The following is a 15,803-nucleotide window of genomic DNA, read 5'->3' on the forward strand; positions in this document are numbered from 1 at the left end:
AACTCAGACGCTTGACGGAATGTCTGAGCGTAGCGCGACCAAGTCATGGCTTCGCGGAATGATTGTTGGCCTGGTTGCACTCTTTGCGCTCCTCATCGGGCCAACCTCCCCCGCACTCGCTCATGATGAGCTTGCAAACACCGAGGTGATCCTTGGTGCCTCAGGCGAGGCTTCGTCGATTACGTTGAGCTACACAAACAACATCATGGACGGCGCGACAATCGTCAACGTCACCAACGCCGCTGGTGAGGCCGTCACCGAGGGCGACGCCGTCATCGATGGATTCGATGTGAAGCAGCAGCTGCAGCCGCTTGAACCGGGCGTGTACCAGGCTGTGTGGAGCGTCGTCTCGAGTGACGGACACCGCATTGAGGGCGGCTTCGAGTTCGACGTCGTCGAGGGTTCGACTGACCCTCCCGCGATCCGCACGATCACCTCCGTCGCTGGCGCAGAAGAGCTCGCTGATGAGCCCGCAGACAATGCCGGCACGAACGGCGGCAAGGTGTGGCTGTGGATCGGCATCGCAATCGCAGGCGTCCTCGTCATTGGTGGCGGCATTGCCGCCTTCGCGATGAAGGCTAAGCGTCAGGCGTTGGCAGCTGACGAAGACCTCACCGGCATCGAGTAATTCACGATGACCAACAGCACTGATCCTGTCACTCCAACGGCAGGCACGAAGGACCGCACCACTCACACGACCGGCCGCTTCAGCCGCCGCGCCCTCATCACCGGCAGCGCGGTTGGCGCAGGCGTCGGACTGGCGCTCGGAGCAGGTGGCACAGCGACGGTTACCGCGATCCGCGCCCAAAACGCTGGTGCCGGCTACGCTGAGCCGACGGTCGAGCCGTCGCTCGGTGCAGAAGGCACCGAGCCCGGGTACGGTGGCGAGTCACTCCCCTGCCACGGCGCGCATCAGGCTGGCATTACGACGCTCCCTGCAGCACACGCACGCTATCTCTCGTTCACGCTGAAGCCTGGAACCGACCGAGATGCGATCTCGCGCATGCTACGAATCCTCACCGACGACATCGAAGGACTCGTGTCTGGGGCTGGTCCGCTCGCCGATCCCGAACCTGAACTCGCGAGTCGCCCATCACGCCTGTCGATCACGGTTGGCGTTGGGTCAGAGTTGGTAAAGCGAGTAGATCCCGCAAAGGTGCCGAAGTGGCTTGCGCCGCTCCCCGCGTTTAAGCTCGACGAGCTGACTCCCGCGTACACCGGTGGCGACCTGCTGATCGTGCTACAGGCCGACAGCCAGATGCCAATCTCTCACGCCGCACGCATGATGCACCGTGACCTCTCGAGCTTTGCTGAGCTGTCATGGTTCCAGCAGGGCTTCCGCCAGGCACGTGGCGCAGAGGCCCCTGGCAAGACCATGCGCAACCTCATGGGTCAGGTTGACGGCACCGTCAATCCCGCACCCGAAGAAGAGGATTTCGCTGGCCTCGTCTGGATCGATGGTACAGCGCCGAACGAGCAGTGGCTCAAGAACGGTTCTGCGCTGGTGTTCAGGCGCATTCGGATGGAGCTTGACACCTGGGACCAGGTCGACCGCCCCGGCCGTGAAGACACCATTGGCCGCACGCTCGACACGGGTGGCCCGATCACCGGCGGCGACGAGTCCACCCCGATGGACTTCGATGCAAAGAACGCACTCGGCCTTCCCGCGATCCCGATCACGGCGCACTCGCGCCGCGCGCACTCAACGGATCCGAACGAGCGTATTTACCGTCGTGCCATCAACTATGACGAGGGAACTGAGGCTGGCCTGGTGTTCGTGTGTTACCAACGCGACCCTCGCAAACAGTTCGTCCCCATCCAGGAACGCCTCGACGAACTCGACATGCTCAACGAATGGGTGACTCACACGGGCTCTGCCGTGTTTGCGATGCTCCCTGGCTTCGAAAGTGGCGACATCATCGGTGCTTCGCTCTTCGCCTAGATAACGATCGCTGATGACAGAGGGCGGATCGGTACATACGTTGTACCGATCCGCCCTCTGCTGTGTGCTCGCGCGTCTGAGCCGTTAGCCGCGCTGCGCAAACGCGGTCTCGTACAGCAGCACGCTTGCTGCGGTCGCGAGATTGAGCGACTCTGCGGCACCATAAATGGGGAGCTTGAGTGCGCGACCGACAGTCTCACGCTCCTCTTCTGTGAGGCCCCGTGCTTCGTTGCCGAAGACCCACGCGATGCTGCCGTTGAGGTCGCCGTGTGCGCGAGCCTGAGACAGATCCATACCGCGAACGTCAGCAGCAATAGTCTCGAGGCCGGCAGCGCGTGCTGCCTGCACAGCGTCAGCCAGCTCGGGCACGACTGCGACGGGTAGATGGAAGATCGACCCAGTCGTGGAACGCACAACCTTTGGGTGCCACGGGTCGACGGCGTCGCCAGTGAAGATCACGCCGTCTGCTCCAGCAGCGTCTGCTGCGCGGAGCACCGCGCCAGCGTTTCCGGGGTCGCGAACTTCGTGGAGCACAGCGATGAGGCGTGCCGACTCAAGCATGGTCTCAGCCGAGGCGTTCTCGAGGCGCGCGACGGCAATCACTCCCTGCGGCTGTACAGTCTCGGCGAGGGTAGCGAGCACCTCTGGAGTGGCGCGCTCAATGCGGACGCCAGCGTCGTTCGCAAGCTGGTCCATTTCGCGCTGCCACGGCTCGTTGCCGAGCGTCGCGTAGACGACCTCAGCGAGCTCGGGGCGATGCACGAGGAGTTCACGAACTGCCTGCGGCCCTTCGACGAGGAAGCGCTGCTGTTCGCGGCGTTCCTTTTTACGGGCGAGCGCAGCCGCACGCTTTACGCGTGTAGCCTTCGGATTTTCGAGAATGGCGTCGTTCACGGTTCAAGCCTAACTTGTCTAGAAAACGAAAATGCCCCGGCAGAAGCCGGGGCATTTTCATACAGCTGTGAAGAGCTTACGCTGCCTTGGGTGCCGAGGTGTCGGCGGGCAGTGCGTTCTTTGCAACCTCAACGAGCGTCGCGAATGCGGTGGGCTCGTTGGTAGCAAGCTCAGAGAGCATGCGGCGGTCAACCTCAACACCAGCGATCGCGAGACCCTGGATGAAACGGTTGTAGGTCAGGCCGTTTGCGCGCGCGCCAGCGTTGATGCGCTGGATCCACAGGCGACGGAAGTTGCCCTTGTTCTTGCGACGGTCGTTGTATGCGTAAACGTGCGAGTGGAGCAGCTGCTCCTTCGCCTTACGGTACAGGCGCGAACGCTGTCCGCGGTAGCCCGATGCGCGCTCAAGAACAACGCGACGCTTCTTGTGGGCATTGACGGCCCGCTTGACTCTTGCCATTTCAGTGTTTCCTTACTGAGTTATTAAGATCGGTGGGCCGAATTAGTGGCCGAGGAGCTTCATCGCCTGCTTGGCGTCACCCTTGCTGAGCACCTGCTCAGCGTTGAGGGCACGCTTGCGCTTCGAGGACTTAACCTCGAGGTTGTGGCGCATGCCGGCCCGCTGCTTCATCAGCTTGCCGCTACCGGTGAGCTTGAAGCGCTTCTTAGCACCCGAGTGGGTCTTCTGCTTAGGCATCGATTTCTCCTTGTTGTGGTGCGCGCCGCCTGAGCGACTGCGTCTAGCGCGAAACGATCAAAGATCGTCGCAGGTCTTATTCGGCAGCCGCTTCCGGTTCAACGGTCTTTTCAGCGCGGCGGGTTGCCTTCTCCTCGGCGCGGCGAGCATTCAGCTCGGCCTTTGCCTCGGACTTGTTCTTGACGGGCGCGATGACCATAACCATGTTGCGGCCGTCAATGCGCGGCGACGACTCTACCGAGCCGTATTCCACGATGTCCTCAGCGAACTGCTGGAGGAGTCGTACACCCTGCTCGGGACGCGACTGCTCGCGGCCACGGAAGAGGATCATTGCCTTGACCTTGTCGCCCTGCGACAGGAAGCCGATAGCGCGCTTGAGCTTGGTCTCGTAGTCATGCTTATCGATCTTCAGGCGGAAGCGAACTTCCTTGAGGACCGTGTTGGCCTGGTTACGACGAGCTTCCTTAGCCTTCTGCGCAGCTTCGTACTTGAACTTGCCGTAGTCCATGATCTTCGCAACGGGAGGCTTCGAGTTAGGCGCAACCTCAACAAGGTCGAGCTCTGCCTCAGCTGCCATGCGGAGGGCAACGTCGATTGACACCACACCTACCTGCTCGCCACCTGGGCCTACCAGGCGCAGTTCGGTTGCACGGATGCGGTCGTTAGTACGGGGCTCGCTGATTGCCGACTCCTCTGATCTCGTAATGATCCACCCTTAGGGTGTAACGGATTCAGAGAAATGACACACGACTCGCGCGTCACATACCCTTCAGCTGTCGCGATGCGACGGGGTACCAACTACCCGGTAACCTATTAGAGGTGCCGGGTGGGAGAATCTCCTCTTCCGTAGCTCCCGGCGGCTTGCCGAGAACCTCAGCAAGCTTAGCACAACATTCGTCGTAAGCGAATGCCACGAATAGAACAGGACAACTGTGAGCGAAAACGCAGAAGATCAGCAGACTCCCAACGGCGCTCCCGAGAGCGTTGCAGATGCGGCTCGCGATATCGCAGACGTCGCTGCCGTAGAGATCATCACCACCGCTGCGGTTCACCTGCTCAGCGCAGCTGCGGTCAAGGTTGGCCTTGCCGATGATCCCGAGAACCAGATCGACCTTGACGAGGCACGCAAGCTCATCAACGCGCTGGCTGGCCTCATCACCGCAGGTGCTCCCGAGGTGAGCGATATGCACGCTCGCAGCCTCCGCGACGGTCTGCGTTCCGTGCAGCTCGCATTCCGTGAGGCGTCACAGGTACCCGATGCTCCCGGCGCTGGCCCCGGCGAGAAGTACACCGGTTCGGTGATCTAAGCTTCGGCTTCACATTTTGTGGGGGCGGATGGCGGTGGCCATTCGCCCCTTCTGTTTACTTGCCGTCACTTCGCGGTGTTAACACGTCGAGACCACCCTTTTCTGCCGAAAACCCTAGTTTCACGCGCAAGAAAGTGCCTATCTCGCAAGAATGTGCTTGTTTCACGGGTTTGGCAGTGAACGGCCAACGGCCAGCGCTACCGGGGGCCGCCCGTCCGCCCCGTCATGACGTTCTTGATCGCAATGTGCGATGTGAAGCGGGCAACCCCCGTCACTGCGCTCACTCGGTGGGTATGGAAGTCTTCATACGCTTCCAAGTTCTCGACGCCAACTCGCGCAAAGTAGTCAGGGCTTCCAAACAGTCGGCGCAACTCAAGCACCTCTGGAAGTGCCGATAGCTCACGCTCAAAGGACTCGATCGTCGCAGCATCGTGAGCAGCGAGCTCAAACAGGAGGATGACTTCAAATGCGCGCCCCACCGAGGCAGGGTCCACGTCCGCGTGATAGCCACGAATAACTCCCTCGCGCTCGAGACGCTGCACTCGACGCAGGCAGGGGCCGGGGGTCAACCCGATCCGCGCGGCCAAATCGACATTATTCAGACGCCCTTCACACTCAAGGATCTCAATAATTGCGCGATCTAATTCATCCATGCATATATATTGCACGTTTTGACGCGGGCGCGCGAGAACTACGCACACACATTGCATGATTTTTGCGAGAAGATACTCCCATGGAATCCGCACCCGCGCAGAACGCAGCAGCAATACGCAGCTCAGAGATCCGCGCGGGAATGAAAGATTCTCTCGGCGTTGGCCTTGGCATCTTTCCACTCGGCTTTGCGCTCGGCATGCTGGTGATTCAGGCGGGCCTCCCCTGGTGGCTGACGCCCGCGCTTTCGATCGGCATCTTCGCAGGTTCAGTCGAGCTGTTCCTTGTGAGCTTGCTCGCGGCCTACGCACCACTCATCACGATTGCCGTGACGGTATTCGCACTGAACTTCCGCCACGTGTTCTACCCGTTCTCCTTCCCACTCCACAAGGTACGCAACGGGTGGCCGCGGTGGTATTCGATGTACGCAATGATCGACGAGGCGTACGCGACCTATGCGACCATGCCTGCTCAGCAGATCACGTCGGCACGCATGGTCACCGGTCAGCTGTGCATGCAGGGGTACTGGGTAGCTGGTGGTTTGCTTGGCGTGCTGGTGGCAAACGCATTGCCTGGCCCGATCGCCGGCTTCGAATTCGCACTCACGGCACTATTTATCGTGATGACGATGGATTCCATTCGCGGAAAGCGGGAGGTCCCCTCAGCTGTGCTGGCCGGCCTCTCTGTGACCGTTGCAATGGTGGCGATGCCCGACCAGGCACTGCTCGCAGCGCTTGTGCTGTTTACCGTTTCGCTCGTGGCCAGGTATTTCTGGGTTCGCGCACGCGGTGGTCTCGCACAGCCTGAGGAAACACCGGCTGCTGAGCAATCAGCTGCGCAGCTCGCAACGTACGAACCGTCAACCATCGGCGAGCAACAGCTCAAGCCGACGCAGCAGGGGGAAGCAGCATGAACCAGACGGCCTACCTGCTGAGCGCCGTACTGCTAGCGGGACTCATCACGTTTGCATTGCGTGCGTTGCCATTCGCTATTTTGAAGCCACTTCGCAAGAGCAAGTTCGTGCAGCTGCTTGGGCAGTGGATGCCTGCTGGGATCCTACTCATGCTCGCAGTCGTTGTGCTGCAGGAGTCAATTGTTGCGGATCCCGGCAAGTGGTGGATCGTCGCCGCCGCTTCCGGCGTAACGGTCATCACCCACCTCTTCACGAAGCGCAAAGCACTCGTGAGTATTGCCGTCGGCACCGCGAGCTATGTCGCGTTGCTGTCGGTCTTTGGCTAGCGTGGCGGGCGATGCCTCGGAGGATCCCCCCGAGACATCGCCCGCATGGGCTACTCGTAGGACTTGCTGACCTTGTGCAGCGCCTCATCGACATCGTCTGACTCGCCCTCGGGGTATTCAGACTCGTCAAGTTCAGGTCGCTTCGTCAGGAAGATCGAGCTCGCGATAAGCCCGCCCCACAGGAGCACGAACGACAGCACCATGAAGGTGATGGAAATCGGGGTCATGACTCATTCCCTTCAAGAGTTGGGTTCATCGGTGTGCCGACCAGGTGCTTGCCCTGCTTCGAGTCGAACGCGGGGTATGGCACGAACTGGTCCGGACTGCGCTTCCAAGGCACCGCCGTAAGGAGCAGCGCGGCGAGCACCATAATGGCAACACAGCCCCAACCGAAGAGGTTGGTATACCAGCTCGGGTAGCTGCCATAGCCGTCCTTGACGAGCGCAATAACCACCTGAACCAACATCACACCGATCACGACCGGGCTGAGAATGCCAACGAAGAAGCGCCAGGTCCGACCAAGTTTGAAGGTCGACAGCGAGGACACGTGGTAAGACAGCTCTGGCCCGCGCTTATAGATCCACATCACGACAACAGTTGAGACAACCGCCGCGAAGACGATGCCGAAGTTGTTCACCCAGTTGTCAATGACGTCGAGGGTGTTCAGACCGGAGGTCGTCGTGTAGAGCAAGAGCGACACGATCGCCAAGAGGCCACCAACACCCCACACTGCCTGCTTGCGCGAGAGACCAAACTTGTCCATCACCGCAGAAATGATGACCTCGAGCACGGAAATGAGCGAGGTGATGCCGGCGAGGAAGATCGAGCCGAAGAACAGGATGCCGAAGAGCTGACTCATTGGCATCTCGGCGACGATTGCCGGGAATGTAATGAATGCAAGGCTCACACCAGCGATACCCTCAATGTCACTCACACCGATACCCTGCTGTGCAGCGAAGAAGCCGAGCGCAGCGAAGACTCCGACGCCAGCGAGCAGCTCGAACGACGAGTTCGCGAATGCAACGACAAGGCCGGGAGCAGAAAGGTTCGAGCGACGCTTCCGGTACGAGGAGTACGTCACCATGATGCCGAACGCGACCGAAAGCGAGAAGAATACCTGTCCATAGGCTGCGATCCACACCTTTGGCTGGGCCAGTGCGGCGAAGTCAGGCGTAAAGAAGGCGCTGACGCCTTCAAGTGCGCCAGGCAGCGTCAGTGCGCCAATCACGAGCGCGAGGAACGTGATGACGAGAAGCGGCAGGAAGACGACGTTCATCTTCTCGATACCCTTCGCGACACCGGTTGCCTGCACGATCAGTACCACGGCCCAAATTGCAGCTACTGGAATCAGTAGTGCGGGAACGAAGTCCATCGTGAACGGTGCCTCTGAGGTCTGCAAGAACTCACCGATGAAGTAGCCTGCGGCGTCGTCGCCCCACTTGAGATTAAACGAGAACACGAAGTAGCTCACTGCCCACGCGACCACGACTGCGTAGTAGGTAGCAATGAATACGTTAATCATGACCTGGAACCAGCCAATTGCCTCGCCGCCCTTACCAGCAGCGCGTCGGAACGCGAGTGGAGCAGAACCACGGAAGCGGTGACCAATTGCGTAGTCAAACAGCAGAATGGGAATGCCGGCAGTCAAGAGCGCAACGAAATACGGGATGAGGAATGCTCCGCCACCGTTTTCATATGCGACGCCAGGAAAACGCCAAATGTTGCCAAGTCCGACAGCCGAACCGATCGCAGCGAAGATGAAGCCAAGCTGGCCTGTCCACTGTTCTCGCTTCGGCGCGCCAGTGACCTTTGCAGATGACATGCGTCAGCCTTTCTCAAGCGCCGCCCCGGGGCGGCGCAGACGGTTAATAACCGAGCTAGCGTATCACCAGGGTCCAACGCTGAGGCAAGGCTATGCGGGCATCTGTGGCACAACCTTGAGCGAGTCAACACGCTCAGCGATGACGGAATTTGCCGCCCAGCGTTGCTGCAGGGAGGTCACGAGATCAGCGAGTTCTTCGCGAGACAGACCAGATTCAACGAGCAATCGCACTTCGGTTTCGGCCGAGAGCAGCTCACCGGTCGGGTCACCTGGAATGACGGCGAGTGCCTGCAAACGCGGATCTCCCGAGCTTGCCTCGAGGAAGGCGTTTCGCACGTGCACATCAGCCCACGCCGGGAGCTGCGCTTCACCAAGCGCGAGCGCTTTGAGCTCGGGGCGACGGATACCCACCCGGGACTCACCGCTCGCGGGATCGATGATGAGGAGGTCGGTTTCTTCCTGCGCTGCTGCCACCGCGGCCTGCGGTGCCGGCACCGGAATCGGTCGCGCTTCTGCGTTCCACGCACGCATTGCCTCTGCAGACGTGAAGACAGGCATGACCCGACGACCGTCCGGCGCAGCGACCGTCACGATTGACAATTCTTGCGATTTCTCCACGATGCGACCGTCAGGCGTTTCACCAATGTCGCCTGCCTCAGCAACCAACGGAATCAAGAGGCGGATCCCCGACAGCGCGACAATGAGTTCAGCACGACGCTGGCCGAGCAGCGCAAACGCTGCTGCCTGATCCGCCGCACCTGCGAGCCCAGCTGCGGCCTCGCGCATCGCACCGAGCGCAACGAGGTATGACTCGGGAGTTGAGCCATCATCGTCAGCAAATGCGGTCTCGTGGTGCTCGAATGTGCGCCCTTCCCAGGGGAAGCCGGCCGAGTCGGCGTCGCCGCCAGCTACGAGTGATTCGGGTACGCCGGTGGTACGCGGCATATCGCCGGTCGAGGGGAGCTTCTTAATCGCCATAGTGAAACCGCCTTATACGCGAGGAACCCCGCGCTATTCGCGCGGGGCACCAGGCTTAGTTCGATGCGACGTCGAGTGCCGCTTTCAAAGTAAATGCGCCGTCGTAAAGCGCCTTACCGATGATTGCACCCTCGATGCCAGCCGGCACCTGCTCGCGCAGTGCTGCAAGATCATCGAGGCTCGAGATGCCGCCAGAAGCGACAACCGGGCGCGACGTGTGACGGCATACCTCGAGCAGAAGCTCGATGTTCGGGCCGCGCATGGTGCCGTCTTTGGTGACGTCGGTGACGACGTAGCGAGGGCAGTTTGCGTCTTCGAGGCGTTCGAGCACCTCCCAAAGGTTGCCGCCCTCTTCGGTCCAACCACGGCCGGCAAGGGTCTCGCCACGCACGTCGAGGCCTACAGCAATCTTCTCGCCGTAGCGGGCGATTGCCGAGCGAGTCCACTCGGGATTCTCAAGCGCTGCGGTGCCGAGGTTCACACGTGCCGCGCCCATCTCGATTGCCGCCTCAAGGCTGCGATCATCGCGGATGCCGCCGGAGAACTCGATGTTCGTCTTGCCCGAGCGAGCCATGATCTTCTTTGCAACACCAACGTTGCTGCCACGGCCGAATGCTGCGTCGAGGTCGACGAGGTGAATCCACTCCGCGCCCTGCTCGATCCAGTCGAGAGCCGCGTCTACGGGGTCGCCGTAACCGGTCTCGGTACCTGCTTCACCCTGAGTCAGGCGCACGGCCTGACCATTGACCATGTCAATCGCGGGGAGCAGCGTAAGCGCCGGTGTGCTGTTGAGGTGTGACATTCAATGTTCCTTGATTTGTCGCGGATCTTCCGCGAATTAGAGCGTAGAAATCCAGTTGCGCAGCAGCTGCAGCCCGGCTTCACCGGACTTCTCAGGATGGAACTGGGTTGCCGTGAGCGGGCCGTTTTCGACCGCGGCGATGAAGCGCTCGCCAGCCTCGCTCCAGGTCACGAGGGGGCGGGTAGCCTCCGTGCGACCTTCGATGGTCCACTCCGTCGCAGCGTTACTGTGCACAAAGTAGAAGTATTCGTCTTCGATGCCTGCGAAAAGCTTCGAACCAGCAGGCGTCTCAACCTTGCTCCAGCCCATGTTCGGCAGGCGGGGTGCCTCGAGCTGACGTACGGTGCCCGGCCACTGACCGAGGCCCTCCGCAGTCACGCCACGTTCGATGCCCTGGTCAAACATGATCTGATGTCCAACACAGATACCCAGCACCGGGCGGCCGCCAGCGAGGCGGCGATCGATGAGTTCGTCACCGCGCACTGCGAGGAGCTGCTTCATAACGGCATCGTACGCACCAACGCCAGGAACGAAGAGACCGTCGGCCGCGGCGACTGCCGCGGGATCCGCCGTCAGCTCAACGTCAGCGCCTGCGTGCTCAAGCGCGGTTATGGCCGAGTGGACATTGCCCGAACCATAGGCCAGAACTACAACCTTGGGTCGTGCTTCGCTCACAGTGCACCCTTCGTCGACGGGATGATGCCGGCCATGACTGCGTCAGCCGACTTTGCCTGGCGGAATGCTCGCGCAAACGCCTTGAACTCTGCCTCGGCAATGTGGTGCGGATCACGACCCTCAACGAGCTTGATGTGCGCGGTCAGGCGCGCGTTAAGGACGATTGCCTCAAAGAAGTGACGCACCATCGAACCGGTGAAGTGACCGCCGATGAGGTGGAACTCGAAGCCTGCGGGTTCGCCCGAGTGCACGAGGTATGGGCGCCCCGAGATGTCGACGACCGCGTGCGCGAGCGACTCATCAAGGGGGCAGTACGCATCACCGTAGCGGGTGATGCCGCGCTTGTCGCCGAGCGCCTCAAGAATCGCCTGACCGAGCAGAATGCCGGTGTCTTCGACGGTGTGATGTACGTCGATGTGCACATCGCCTTCGGCACGAACCGTGAGATCCGAAGCGGAGTGCTTGGCGAATGCCGTCAGCATATGGTCGAAGAATGGAACGCCGGTGGCAATATCGGCCTTGCCTGTTCCGTCGAGATCGATGCTCAGCTTGATGGAGGATTCGCTTGTCACGCGCTCAAGTGCGGCAGTGCGCCCGGTTGCAGTCATGTGAAGAGTCTATCCCGTTCACCCGCGTGCTTCTGAGCTGTCCACCGATTCGGGACGGGATTCACGGGCCCGTCTCGTAAACCACCAGATCAACAACGCACATGCGACCAATATGACAAGCACGACCCAGTCGGGAACGGCGGCCCCTGCCTGCAGTGCGCCGTTCTCAAGCACGGCCTGCTGGTCGACGCCGAGCATGCCAGACAGCGCCTCAGTGCCGTCGGTCACGATGAGTAGGATGCCGACAGCGATCGTGATCAGACCACCGATGATGAAGGTCCAGGAGTTGCGCCATTTTCCAATGACGAGCTCGCGTGGGCGCACGATCCGCCGAATGATGGGCAGCCTGTCCCACAGGATCGCGAGCAGGAGCATCGGAACGACCATACCGATCGCGTAGACGAACATCGTGAGCGCGCCAGTGAGCGCGCTCCCGCCAAACGCGGAAAGTGCCAGGATCGCGCCGAAGATTGGCCCGGCACAGCCACCAGCGAGGCCGTATACCGCACCAAGTGAGAACACCGAGAGTGCAGATGCGCTCGAGGCGCCCTGCGTTTTCGTGAGACCGGGGATGCGGATTCCAAATAGCATCACCACGCCAAACACGATGACGATGACCGCGAACCAGGTGAGCAACGATCCGCGATGGAGATTGATCCAGCCACCAAGCGTTCCCGCAAGCGCACCAATAGGCACGAGCGTGACCACAAGACCAGCGAGGAAGACCCCCGTGCGGCTCACCAACCGACCTGTGTTCGGGAATGCATACGCGAAGAACGCCGGTAACAGCATGACGGAACACGGACTCAGAATGGCCAGCATGCCGCCAAGGAAAGCACCGAACAGGTTGATGGAGCCCACGGAAACGCTACTTCGTTTCCTCGAGCTTCGCGTCGATCGCGGCCCGGAAGGTCTCGATCGTTTGCGCACCGCTGAGCGGGCTCGCGCAGTCACTCAGCGCGAAGAACGGAACTCCAGATACGCCAAGCTGCTGTGATTCAGCGGTTGACTCACGCACAGCGTCTTCGTGAGTGCCTTCCGCCACGGCCTGATCAAATGCGTCCAAGTCAGCCACACCGGCTGCTTTCGCGAGCGCAGTCAGGTCAGCGTCGCTGAGCGCGGCGTTGTCTGTGGCCCCCTGGTGCTCGTAGACCCCGTCGAGGAATTCAAAGTACTTGCCTTGCACGCCAGCTGCTCGCGCTGCACCAGCAATCTTGACTGATTCTTCGCCACCGACAAGGGCTGCATCATGGATCTCGATGCGCACCTTGCCGGTGTCAACGTACTCCTTGATGAGTTCGGGCATCGTCTCTCGGGTGTACTTGCCACACCACGGACAACGGAAGTCGGTCCATTCATGCATGACGACTGGCGCATCGATGTCACCGATAGCCATGAAATCGTCGGGATCGCGTCGGTCTTTGACAGGGCAGTTTGCAGCGCCTTCAGCGGCGTCAGCAGTGCCGGAGTTCGAACCGTTCGCACCAGCGGCAGTACTGCCAACGCCGGCACCGCCCTGCCACATCACGCCAATCATGACTGCGGCGACCACTAGGAGAATACCGACAACAACACTCACGAGTCGGGTGCGACGGTAACGAAGTTCAAGCTCGGCACGCGACAGCGCGGCAATCGGGGTTCCCATTATGCGGTCACTCCAACCTCTGCGGTGATTTCACGGATCGCATCGATGACTTGCGTGGTCTCGTCAGGGGTACCTGCCGTGATACGGAGGTGACCGTCGATTCCGAGGTTACGCACGAGGATGCCACGGGCGAAGAGCGCTTCGAACATGGCAGCCGGGTCGACGAAGCCGCCGACAAGCACAAAGTTCGCACCTGACTCGTGCACGCGGTAGCCCATCGCAGCGAGCTCGGCTTGGAGACGATCTCGCTCATCACGGATCGCGTCAACGGTCGAGAGCATCGTCGCGGCGTGACGTAGCGCGGTGGTAGCAGCCGCTTGAGTGAGCGCTGAGAGGTGGTACGGCAGGCGGACGAGGCGAAGCGCGTCGATGACGGCCGGGTCAGCCGCGAGGTAGCCAAGGCGAACACCAGCGAACGCAAAGGCCTTGCTCATGGTGCGCGATACAAGCAGACGGTGACGACCGGGAAGCAGTTCAACCGCGGTCGGGTTCTCGTCGTCGAACTCGTGGTAAGCCTCATCAACGATGAGGATGCCGTCAAAAGCATCGTAGGCCGCGAGGATCGTCTCGCGGGTAAGCGGCGTACCTGTGGGGTTGTTCGGGCCACAGATGATCGCGATGTCGGGCTTGTGCTCGGCAAGCGCGGCAGCAACATGCTCAGGCGTGAGTGCGTAGTCAGCGGGACGCGGCACTGCGACCCAACCGGTGTCGGTACCGTCTGCGAGGAGCGGGTACATCGAGTAAGTCGGGGTGAAGCTCAAGAGCGTACGGCCCGGACCACCGAATGCCTGCAATACCTGCTGCAGCACCTCGTTCGAGCCATTTGCCGCCCACACCTGTTCACAGGTGAGGTCATGTCCGAGGTACTTTGCGAGCTCCGTTCGGAGCTCGGTTGCCTCGCGGTCGGGGTAGCGGTTCACCCCTCTCACTGCCTCAGCGAGTGAAGTAACAATGTCTGCGAGCACCTCCTCCGAAATCGGATGGGTGTTCTCGTTCACGTTCAGGCTCACGGGAACCGGGTCCTGGGGAGCGCCGTACGGCATCTTGCCCACGAGGTTTGATCGGAGAGGGAGATCGCTGAGTTTAGCCACGTCGCTCAGTCTAGCGACGGCAGGCGAACGATCGCCTGGGTGTTACGGGAACTGAGCGCCTATTCACCGGCGCTGTAGCGAAGCGGAATTGCGATCGCGTCGCCGACCTGAATGTCAGCTGTGGGCAGCTGGTTCAGGCGAGCAAGTTCAGCAACCAAATCGCGAGGGTCGGCCTGCGGGTCGATCTTCTCTGCAATTGACCAGAGCGAGGCACCGGGCGCAGCAACCACGTACGTGAACTCCTGCTCACTATTGGCAAGCGTTGCCTGGGCACTCGGAGCCGACATAAGTGCGGCCACCGCCAGCGCTACTGCGAACAGCATGGTGCCCAGCGCACCGAACACTGCGCGGCCGCGACGGGTGAGACGAATCTTCATTGCGCCCTGCGCAGACTCGCGCTGCGCAACCGCTGCGGCAGGCGCGAGACGCTGCATTGCGTCGAACTGCTCGTTCATGAAAGTCACTGCGGGAGTCATGGTGTTAGTAGTCACGAGCTCTTCCTCCAAAAATCGGGAGTTCAGGAGCGCCTCTTTTCGAATCTTCACGAAGCGCGTTCGAACATCTCTTTCGAATATATCTTCGAAGCTTCGATTTCACAACTCTCGTTTTCGATATCTTTCAAACGACACTCGAACACATGTTTGTCAGATATGTATTTGGGAGTTAGGGTTTCGAAACAACACCCCCACCAAAACACCCACCACTGACATTCCAAGATTTGCTCGCCCCAAGCGAAGTGAATGCACAGAAGAAGTGGTTACGAACGGAAGCGCAATGGTCGACGGCACAGCACGCACGAAGCCCCTCACAGAGAAGCAGCGTGCCATCCTCGAGTTCATTTGCCGTTCGGTAGAGGGTCGCGGTTACCCGCCAAGTATGCGTGAGATCGGTGACGCCGTTGGCCTGTCGTCGCTTTCCAGCGTGACGCACCAGCTCAGCCGCCTCGAGGTGGCTGGGTACATTCGACGCGACCCGAATCGCCCCCGCGCATTGGAAATCTTGATCGAACTCGCCGAGACCCGCAGCGCCATGGGCGACGGGCAGTCGACCGAGGTCGCCGAGACGAGTTTTGTTCCTCTCGTGGGCCAGATTGCAGCGGGTGTTCCGATTACTGCCGACCAGCAGGTCGAAGAGGTCTTCCCGCTCCCCCGCCAGCTCGTGGGAGACGGCAACCTGTTCATGCTAAAGGTCGTCGGCGACTCAATGATCGATGCCGCGATCTGCGACGGCGACTTCGTTGTCGTCCGTCAGCAGCGCGAAGCAGAGAACGGCGATATGGTCGCGGCCATGCTCGACGGTGAAGCGACCGTCAAGGTCTTCCGGCGCCGGGACGGCCACACCTGGCTCCTCCCCCGCAACAGCGCGTTCGAGCCAATCCTTGGCGATCACGCCGAGGTGCTCGGCAAGGTGGTTTCGGTCTTCCGTTCGGTCTGATCCGCGCCCCAAAACCTC

The 15,803-nt window shown here is 60.8% G+C and carries 21 protein-coding genes; 6 read left to right on the forward strand and 15 right to left on the reverse strand.

Translation table 11 applies throughout. From position 1 onward, the window contains the following. The first annotated feature begins 19 nt into the window (after positions 1 to 19). A complete protein-coding gene (locus tag ICL81_RS08365) occupies positions 20 to 628 on the forward strand; it encodes a copper resistance protein CopC (RefSeq protein WP_215394777.1) in 609 nt (202 codons plus the stop codon). Positions 629 to 634: 6 nt separating this feature from the next. Continuing rightward, positions 635 to 1,942: a Dyp-type peroxidase gene (locus tag ICL81_RS08370; protein WP_188034455.1), complete on the forward strand. Its 1,308-nt coding sequence runs from the start codon at positions 635 to 637 to the stop codon at positions 1,940 to 1,942. An 84-nt stretch (positions 1,943 to 2,026) separates the two neighbouring features. On the opposite strand, the gene ICL81_RS08375 is transcribed toward ICL81_RS08370, so the two are convergent. The 4 genes from ICL81_RS08375 to infC all read right to left on the reverse strand — a co-directional run bounded on the left by ICL81_RS08375 (position 2,027) and on the right by infC (position 4,215). Beyond that, a complete protein-coding gene (locus tag ICL81_RS08375) occupies positions 2,027 to 2,836 on the reverse strand; it encodes an RNA methyltransferase (RefSeq protein WP_188034456.1) in 810 nt (269 codons plus the stop codon). Positions 2,837 to 2,912: 76 nt separating this feature from the next. After that, the gene (rplT, locus tag ICL81_RS08380) at positions 2,913 to 3,296 is read right to left on the reverse strand and encodes a 50S ribosomal protein L20 (protein ID WP_188023701.1); all 384 of its coding nucleotides are present in this window, start codon (positions 3,294 to 3,296) and stop codon (positions 2,913 to 2,915) included. Between the two features lie 42 nt (positions 3,297 to 3,338). Continuing rightward, a complete protein-coding gene (gene rpmI, locus ICL81_RS08385; protein WP_188023702.1) occupies positions 3,339 to 3,533 on the reverse strand; it encodes a 50S ribosomal protein L35 in 195 nt (64 codons plus the stop codon). A gap of 76 nt (positions 3,534 to 3,609) precedes the next feature. After that, entirely contained in the window at positions 3,610 to 4,215 is a 606-nt protein-coding gene (gene infC, locus ICL81_RS08390) for a translation initiation factor IF-3 (protein ID WP_188034504.1), read from the reverse strand. A 250-nt stretch (positions 4,216 to 4,465) separates the two neighbouring features. Here infC and ICL81_RS08395 point away from each other — a divergent pair, with 250 nt between their 5' ends. Continuing rightward, the gene (locus ICL81_RS08395; protein WP_188023703.1) at positions 4,466 to 4,840 is read left to right on the forward strand and encodes a DUF1844 domain-containing protein; all 375 of its coding nucleotides are present in this window, start codon (positions 4,466 to 4,468) and stop codon (positions 4,838 to 4,840) included. Positions 4,841 to 5,037: 197 nt separating this feature from the next. Here the strand turns inward: ICL81_RS08395 and ICL81_RS08400 are convergent, their stop codons facing one another. Further along, a complete protein-coding gene (locus ICL81_RS08400; RefSeq protein ID WP_188034457.1) occupies positions 5,038 to 5,493 on the reverse strand; it encodes an Lrp/AsnC family transcriptional regulator in 456 nt (151 codons plus the stop codon). A gap of 80 nt (positions 5,494 to 5,573) precedes the next feature. Between ICL81_RS08400 and ICL81_RS08405 the strand changes: the two genes are divergently transcribed. Then, complete coding sequence (locus tag ICL81_RS08405; protein ID WP_188034458.1) at positions 5,574 to 6,404, forward strand: AzlC family ABC transporter permease; 831 nt, start codon at positions 5,574 to 5,576, stop codon at positions 6,402 to 6,404. Continuing rightward, positions 6,401 to 6,730, forward strand: coding sequence for a branched-chain amino acid transporter permease (locus tag ICL81_RS08410; RefSeq protein WP_188034459.1), 330 nt, complete (start codon positions 6,401 to 6,403; stop codon positions 6,728 to 6,730). The genes ICL81_RS08405 and ICL81_RS08410 overlap by 4 nt, the downstream gene beginning before the upstream one ends. 50 nt (positions 6,731 to 6,780) lie before the next feature. On the opposite strand, the gene ICL81_RS08415 is transcribed toward ICL81_RS08410, so the two are convergent. The 10 genes from ICL81_RS08415 to ICL81_RS08460 all read right to left on the reverse strand — a co-directional run bounded on the left by ICL81_RS08415 (position 6,781) and on the right by ICL81_RS08460 (position 14,842). Further along, positions 6,781 to 6,957: a MetS family NSS transporter small subunit gene (locus tag ICL81_RS08415; protein ID WP_188034460.1), complete on the reverse strand. Its 177-nt coding sequence runs from the start codon at positions 6,955 to 6,957 to the stop codon at positions 6,781 to 6,783. Continuing rightward, a complete protein-coding gene (locus tag ICL81_RS08420; protein WP_188034461.1) occupies positions 6,954 to 8,552 on the reverse strand; it encodes a sodium-dependent transporter in 1,599 nt (532 codons plus the stop codon). The genes ICL81_RS08415 and ICL81_RS08420 overlap by 4 nt, the downstream gene beginning before the upstream one ends. A 90-nt stretch (positions 8,553 to 8,642) precedes the next feature. After that, positions 8,643 to 9,530 (reverse strand): SseB family protein, encoded by an 888-nt coding sequence (locus ICL81_RS08425; RefSeq protein ID WP_188034462.1) that lies wholly within the window; start codon positions 9,528 to 9,530, stop codon positions 8,643 to 8,645. Positions 9,531 to 9,585: 55 nt separating this feature from the next. After that, on the reverse strand, positions 9,586 to 10,332 hold the full coding sequence (gene priA / locus ICL81_RS08430; protein ID WP_188034463.1) for a bifunctional 1-(5-phosphoribosyl)-5-((5-phosphoribosylamino)methylideneamino)imidazole-4-carboxamide isomerase/phosphoribosylanthranilate isomerase PriA: 747 nt from the start codon (positions 10,330 to 10,332) through the stop codon (positions 9,586 to 9,588). 36 nt (positions 10,333 to 10,368) lie between these two features. After that, on the reverse strand, positions 10,369 to 11,007 hold the full coding sequence (hisH, locus tag ICL81_RS08435; RefSeq protein ID WP_188034464.1) for an imidazole glycerol phosphate synthase subunit HisH: 639 nt from the start codon (positions 11,005 to 11,007) through the stop codon (positions 10,369 to 10,371). Then, positions 11,004 to 11,615, reverse strand: coding sequence for an imidazoleglycerol-phosphate dehydratase HisB (hisB, locus tag ICL81_RS08440; RefSeq protein ID WP_188023711.1), 612 nt, complete (start codon positions 11,613 to 11,615; stop codon positions 11,004 to 11,006). The genes hisH and hisB overlap by 4 nt, the downstream gene beginning before the upstream one ends. An 18-nt stretch (positions 11,616 to 11,633) precedes the next feature. After that, positions 11,634 to 12,476 carry a cytochrome c biogenesis CcdA family protein gene (locus tag ICL81_RS08445; protein ID WP_188034465.1) on the reverse strand — a complete coding sequence of 281 codons (843 nt, stop codon included), beginning with the start codon at positions 12,474 to 12,476 and terminating at the stop codon, positions 11,634 to 11,636. A 7-nt stretch (positions 12,477 to 12,483) separates the two neighbouring features. Next, a complete protein-coding gene (locus tag ICL81_RS08450; protein ID WP_188034466.1) occupies positions 12,484 to 13,260 on the reverse strand; it encodes a thioredoxin domain-containing protein in 777 nt (258 codons plus the stop codon). Further along, positions 13,260 to 14,351: a histidinol-phosphate transaminase gene (locus ICL81_RS08455; RefSeq protein ID WP_188034467.1), complete on the reverse strand. Its 1,092-nt coding sequence runs from the start codon at positions 14,349 to 14,351 to the stop codon at positions 13,260 to 13,262. Before ICL81_RS08455 ends, ICL81_RS08450 begins: the two co-directional genes overlap by 1 nt. A 59-nt stretch (positions 14,352 to 14,410) precedes the next feature. Continuing rightward, entirely contained in the window at positions 14,411 to 14,842 is a 432-nt protein-coding gene (locus tag ICL81_RS08460; RefSeq protein ID WP_353055468.1) for a LysM peptidoglycan-binding domain-containing protein, read from the reverse strand. Positions 14,843 to 15,125: 283 nt separating this feature from the next. Between ICL81_RS08460 and lexA the strand changes: the two genes are divergently transcribed. Then, the gene (gene lexA, locus ICL81_RS08465; protein WP_188034468.1) at positions 15,126 to 15,785 is read left to right on the forward strand and encodes a transcriptional repressor LexA; all 660 of its coding nucleotides are present in this window, start codon (positions 15,126 to 15,128) and stop codon (positions 15,783 to 15,785) included. Positions 15,786 to 15,803: the final 18 nt, after the last annotated feature.

Source organism: Leucobacter sp. cx-328 (assembly GCF_014530035.1).
Taxonomy (GTDB): domain Bacteria; phylum Actinomycetota; class Actinomycetes; order Actinomycetales; family Microbacteriaceae; genus Leucobacter.

Excerpts from the sequence above, each read along its gene's own strand:
- ICL81_RS08365 (WP_215394777.1), top strand. The coding sequence starts at position 20 with ATGTCTGAGCGTAGCGCGACCAAGTCATGGCTTCGCGGAATGATTGTT.
- ICL81_RS08370 (WP_188034455.1), top strand. The coding sequence starts at position 635 with ATGACCAACAGCACTGATCCTGTCACTCCAACGGCAGGCACGAAGGAC.
- rplT (WP_188023701.1), bottom strand. The coding sequence starts at position 3,296 with ATGGCAAGAGTCAAGCGGGCCGTCAATGCCCACAAGAAGCGTCGCGTT.
- rpmI (WP_188023702.1), bottom strand. The coding sequence starts at position 3,533 with ATGCCTAAGCAGAAGACCCACTCGGGTGCTAAGAAGCGCTTCAAGCTC.
- ICL81_RS08400 (WP_188034457.1), bottom strand. The coding sequence starts at position 5,493 with ATGGATGAATTAGATCGCGCAATTATTGAGATCCTTGAGTGTGAAGGG.
- ICL81_RS08405 (WP_188034458.1), top strand. The coding sequence starts at position 5,574 with ATGGAATCCGCACCCGCGCAGAACGCAGCAGCAATACGCAGCTCAGAG.
- ICL81_RS08410 (WP_188034459.1), top strand. The coding sequence starts at position 6,401 with ATGAACCAGACGGCCTACCTGCTGAGCGCCGTACTGCTAGCGGGACTC.
- ICL81_RS08415 (WP_188034460.1), bottom strand. The coding sequence starts at position 6,957 with ATGACCCCGATTTCCATCACCTTCATGGTGCTGTCGTTCGTGCTCCTG.
- ICL81_RS08420 (WP_188034461.1), bottom strand. The coding sequence starts at position 8,552 with ATGTCATCTGCAAAGGTCACTGGCGCGCCGAAGCGAGAACAGTGGACA.
- ICL81_RS08425 (WP_188034462.1), bottom strand. The coding sequence starts at position 9,530 with ATGGCGATTAAGAAGCTCCCCTCGACCGGCGATATGCCGCGTACCACC.
- priA (WP_188034463.1), bottom strand. The coding sequence starts at position 10,332 with ATGTCACACCTCAACAGCACACCGGCGCTTACGCTGCTCCCCGCGATT.
- hisB (WP_188023711.1), bottom strand. The coding sequence starts at position 11,615 with ATGACTGCAACCGGGCGCACTGCCGCACTTGAGCGCGTGACAAGCGAA.
- ICL81_RS08450 (WP_188034466.1), bottom strand. The coding sequence starts at position 13,260 with ATGGGAACCCCGATTGCCGCGCTGTCGCGTGCCGAGCTTGAACTTCGT.
- lexA (WP_188034468.1), top strand. The coding sequence starts at position 15,126 with ATGGTCGACGGCACAGCACGCACGAAGCCCCTCACAGAGAAGCAGCGT.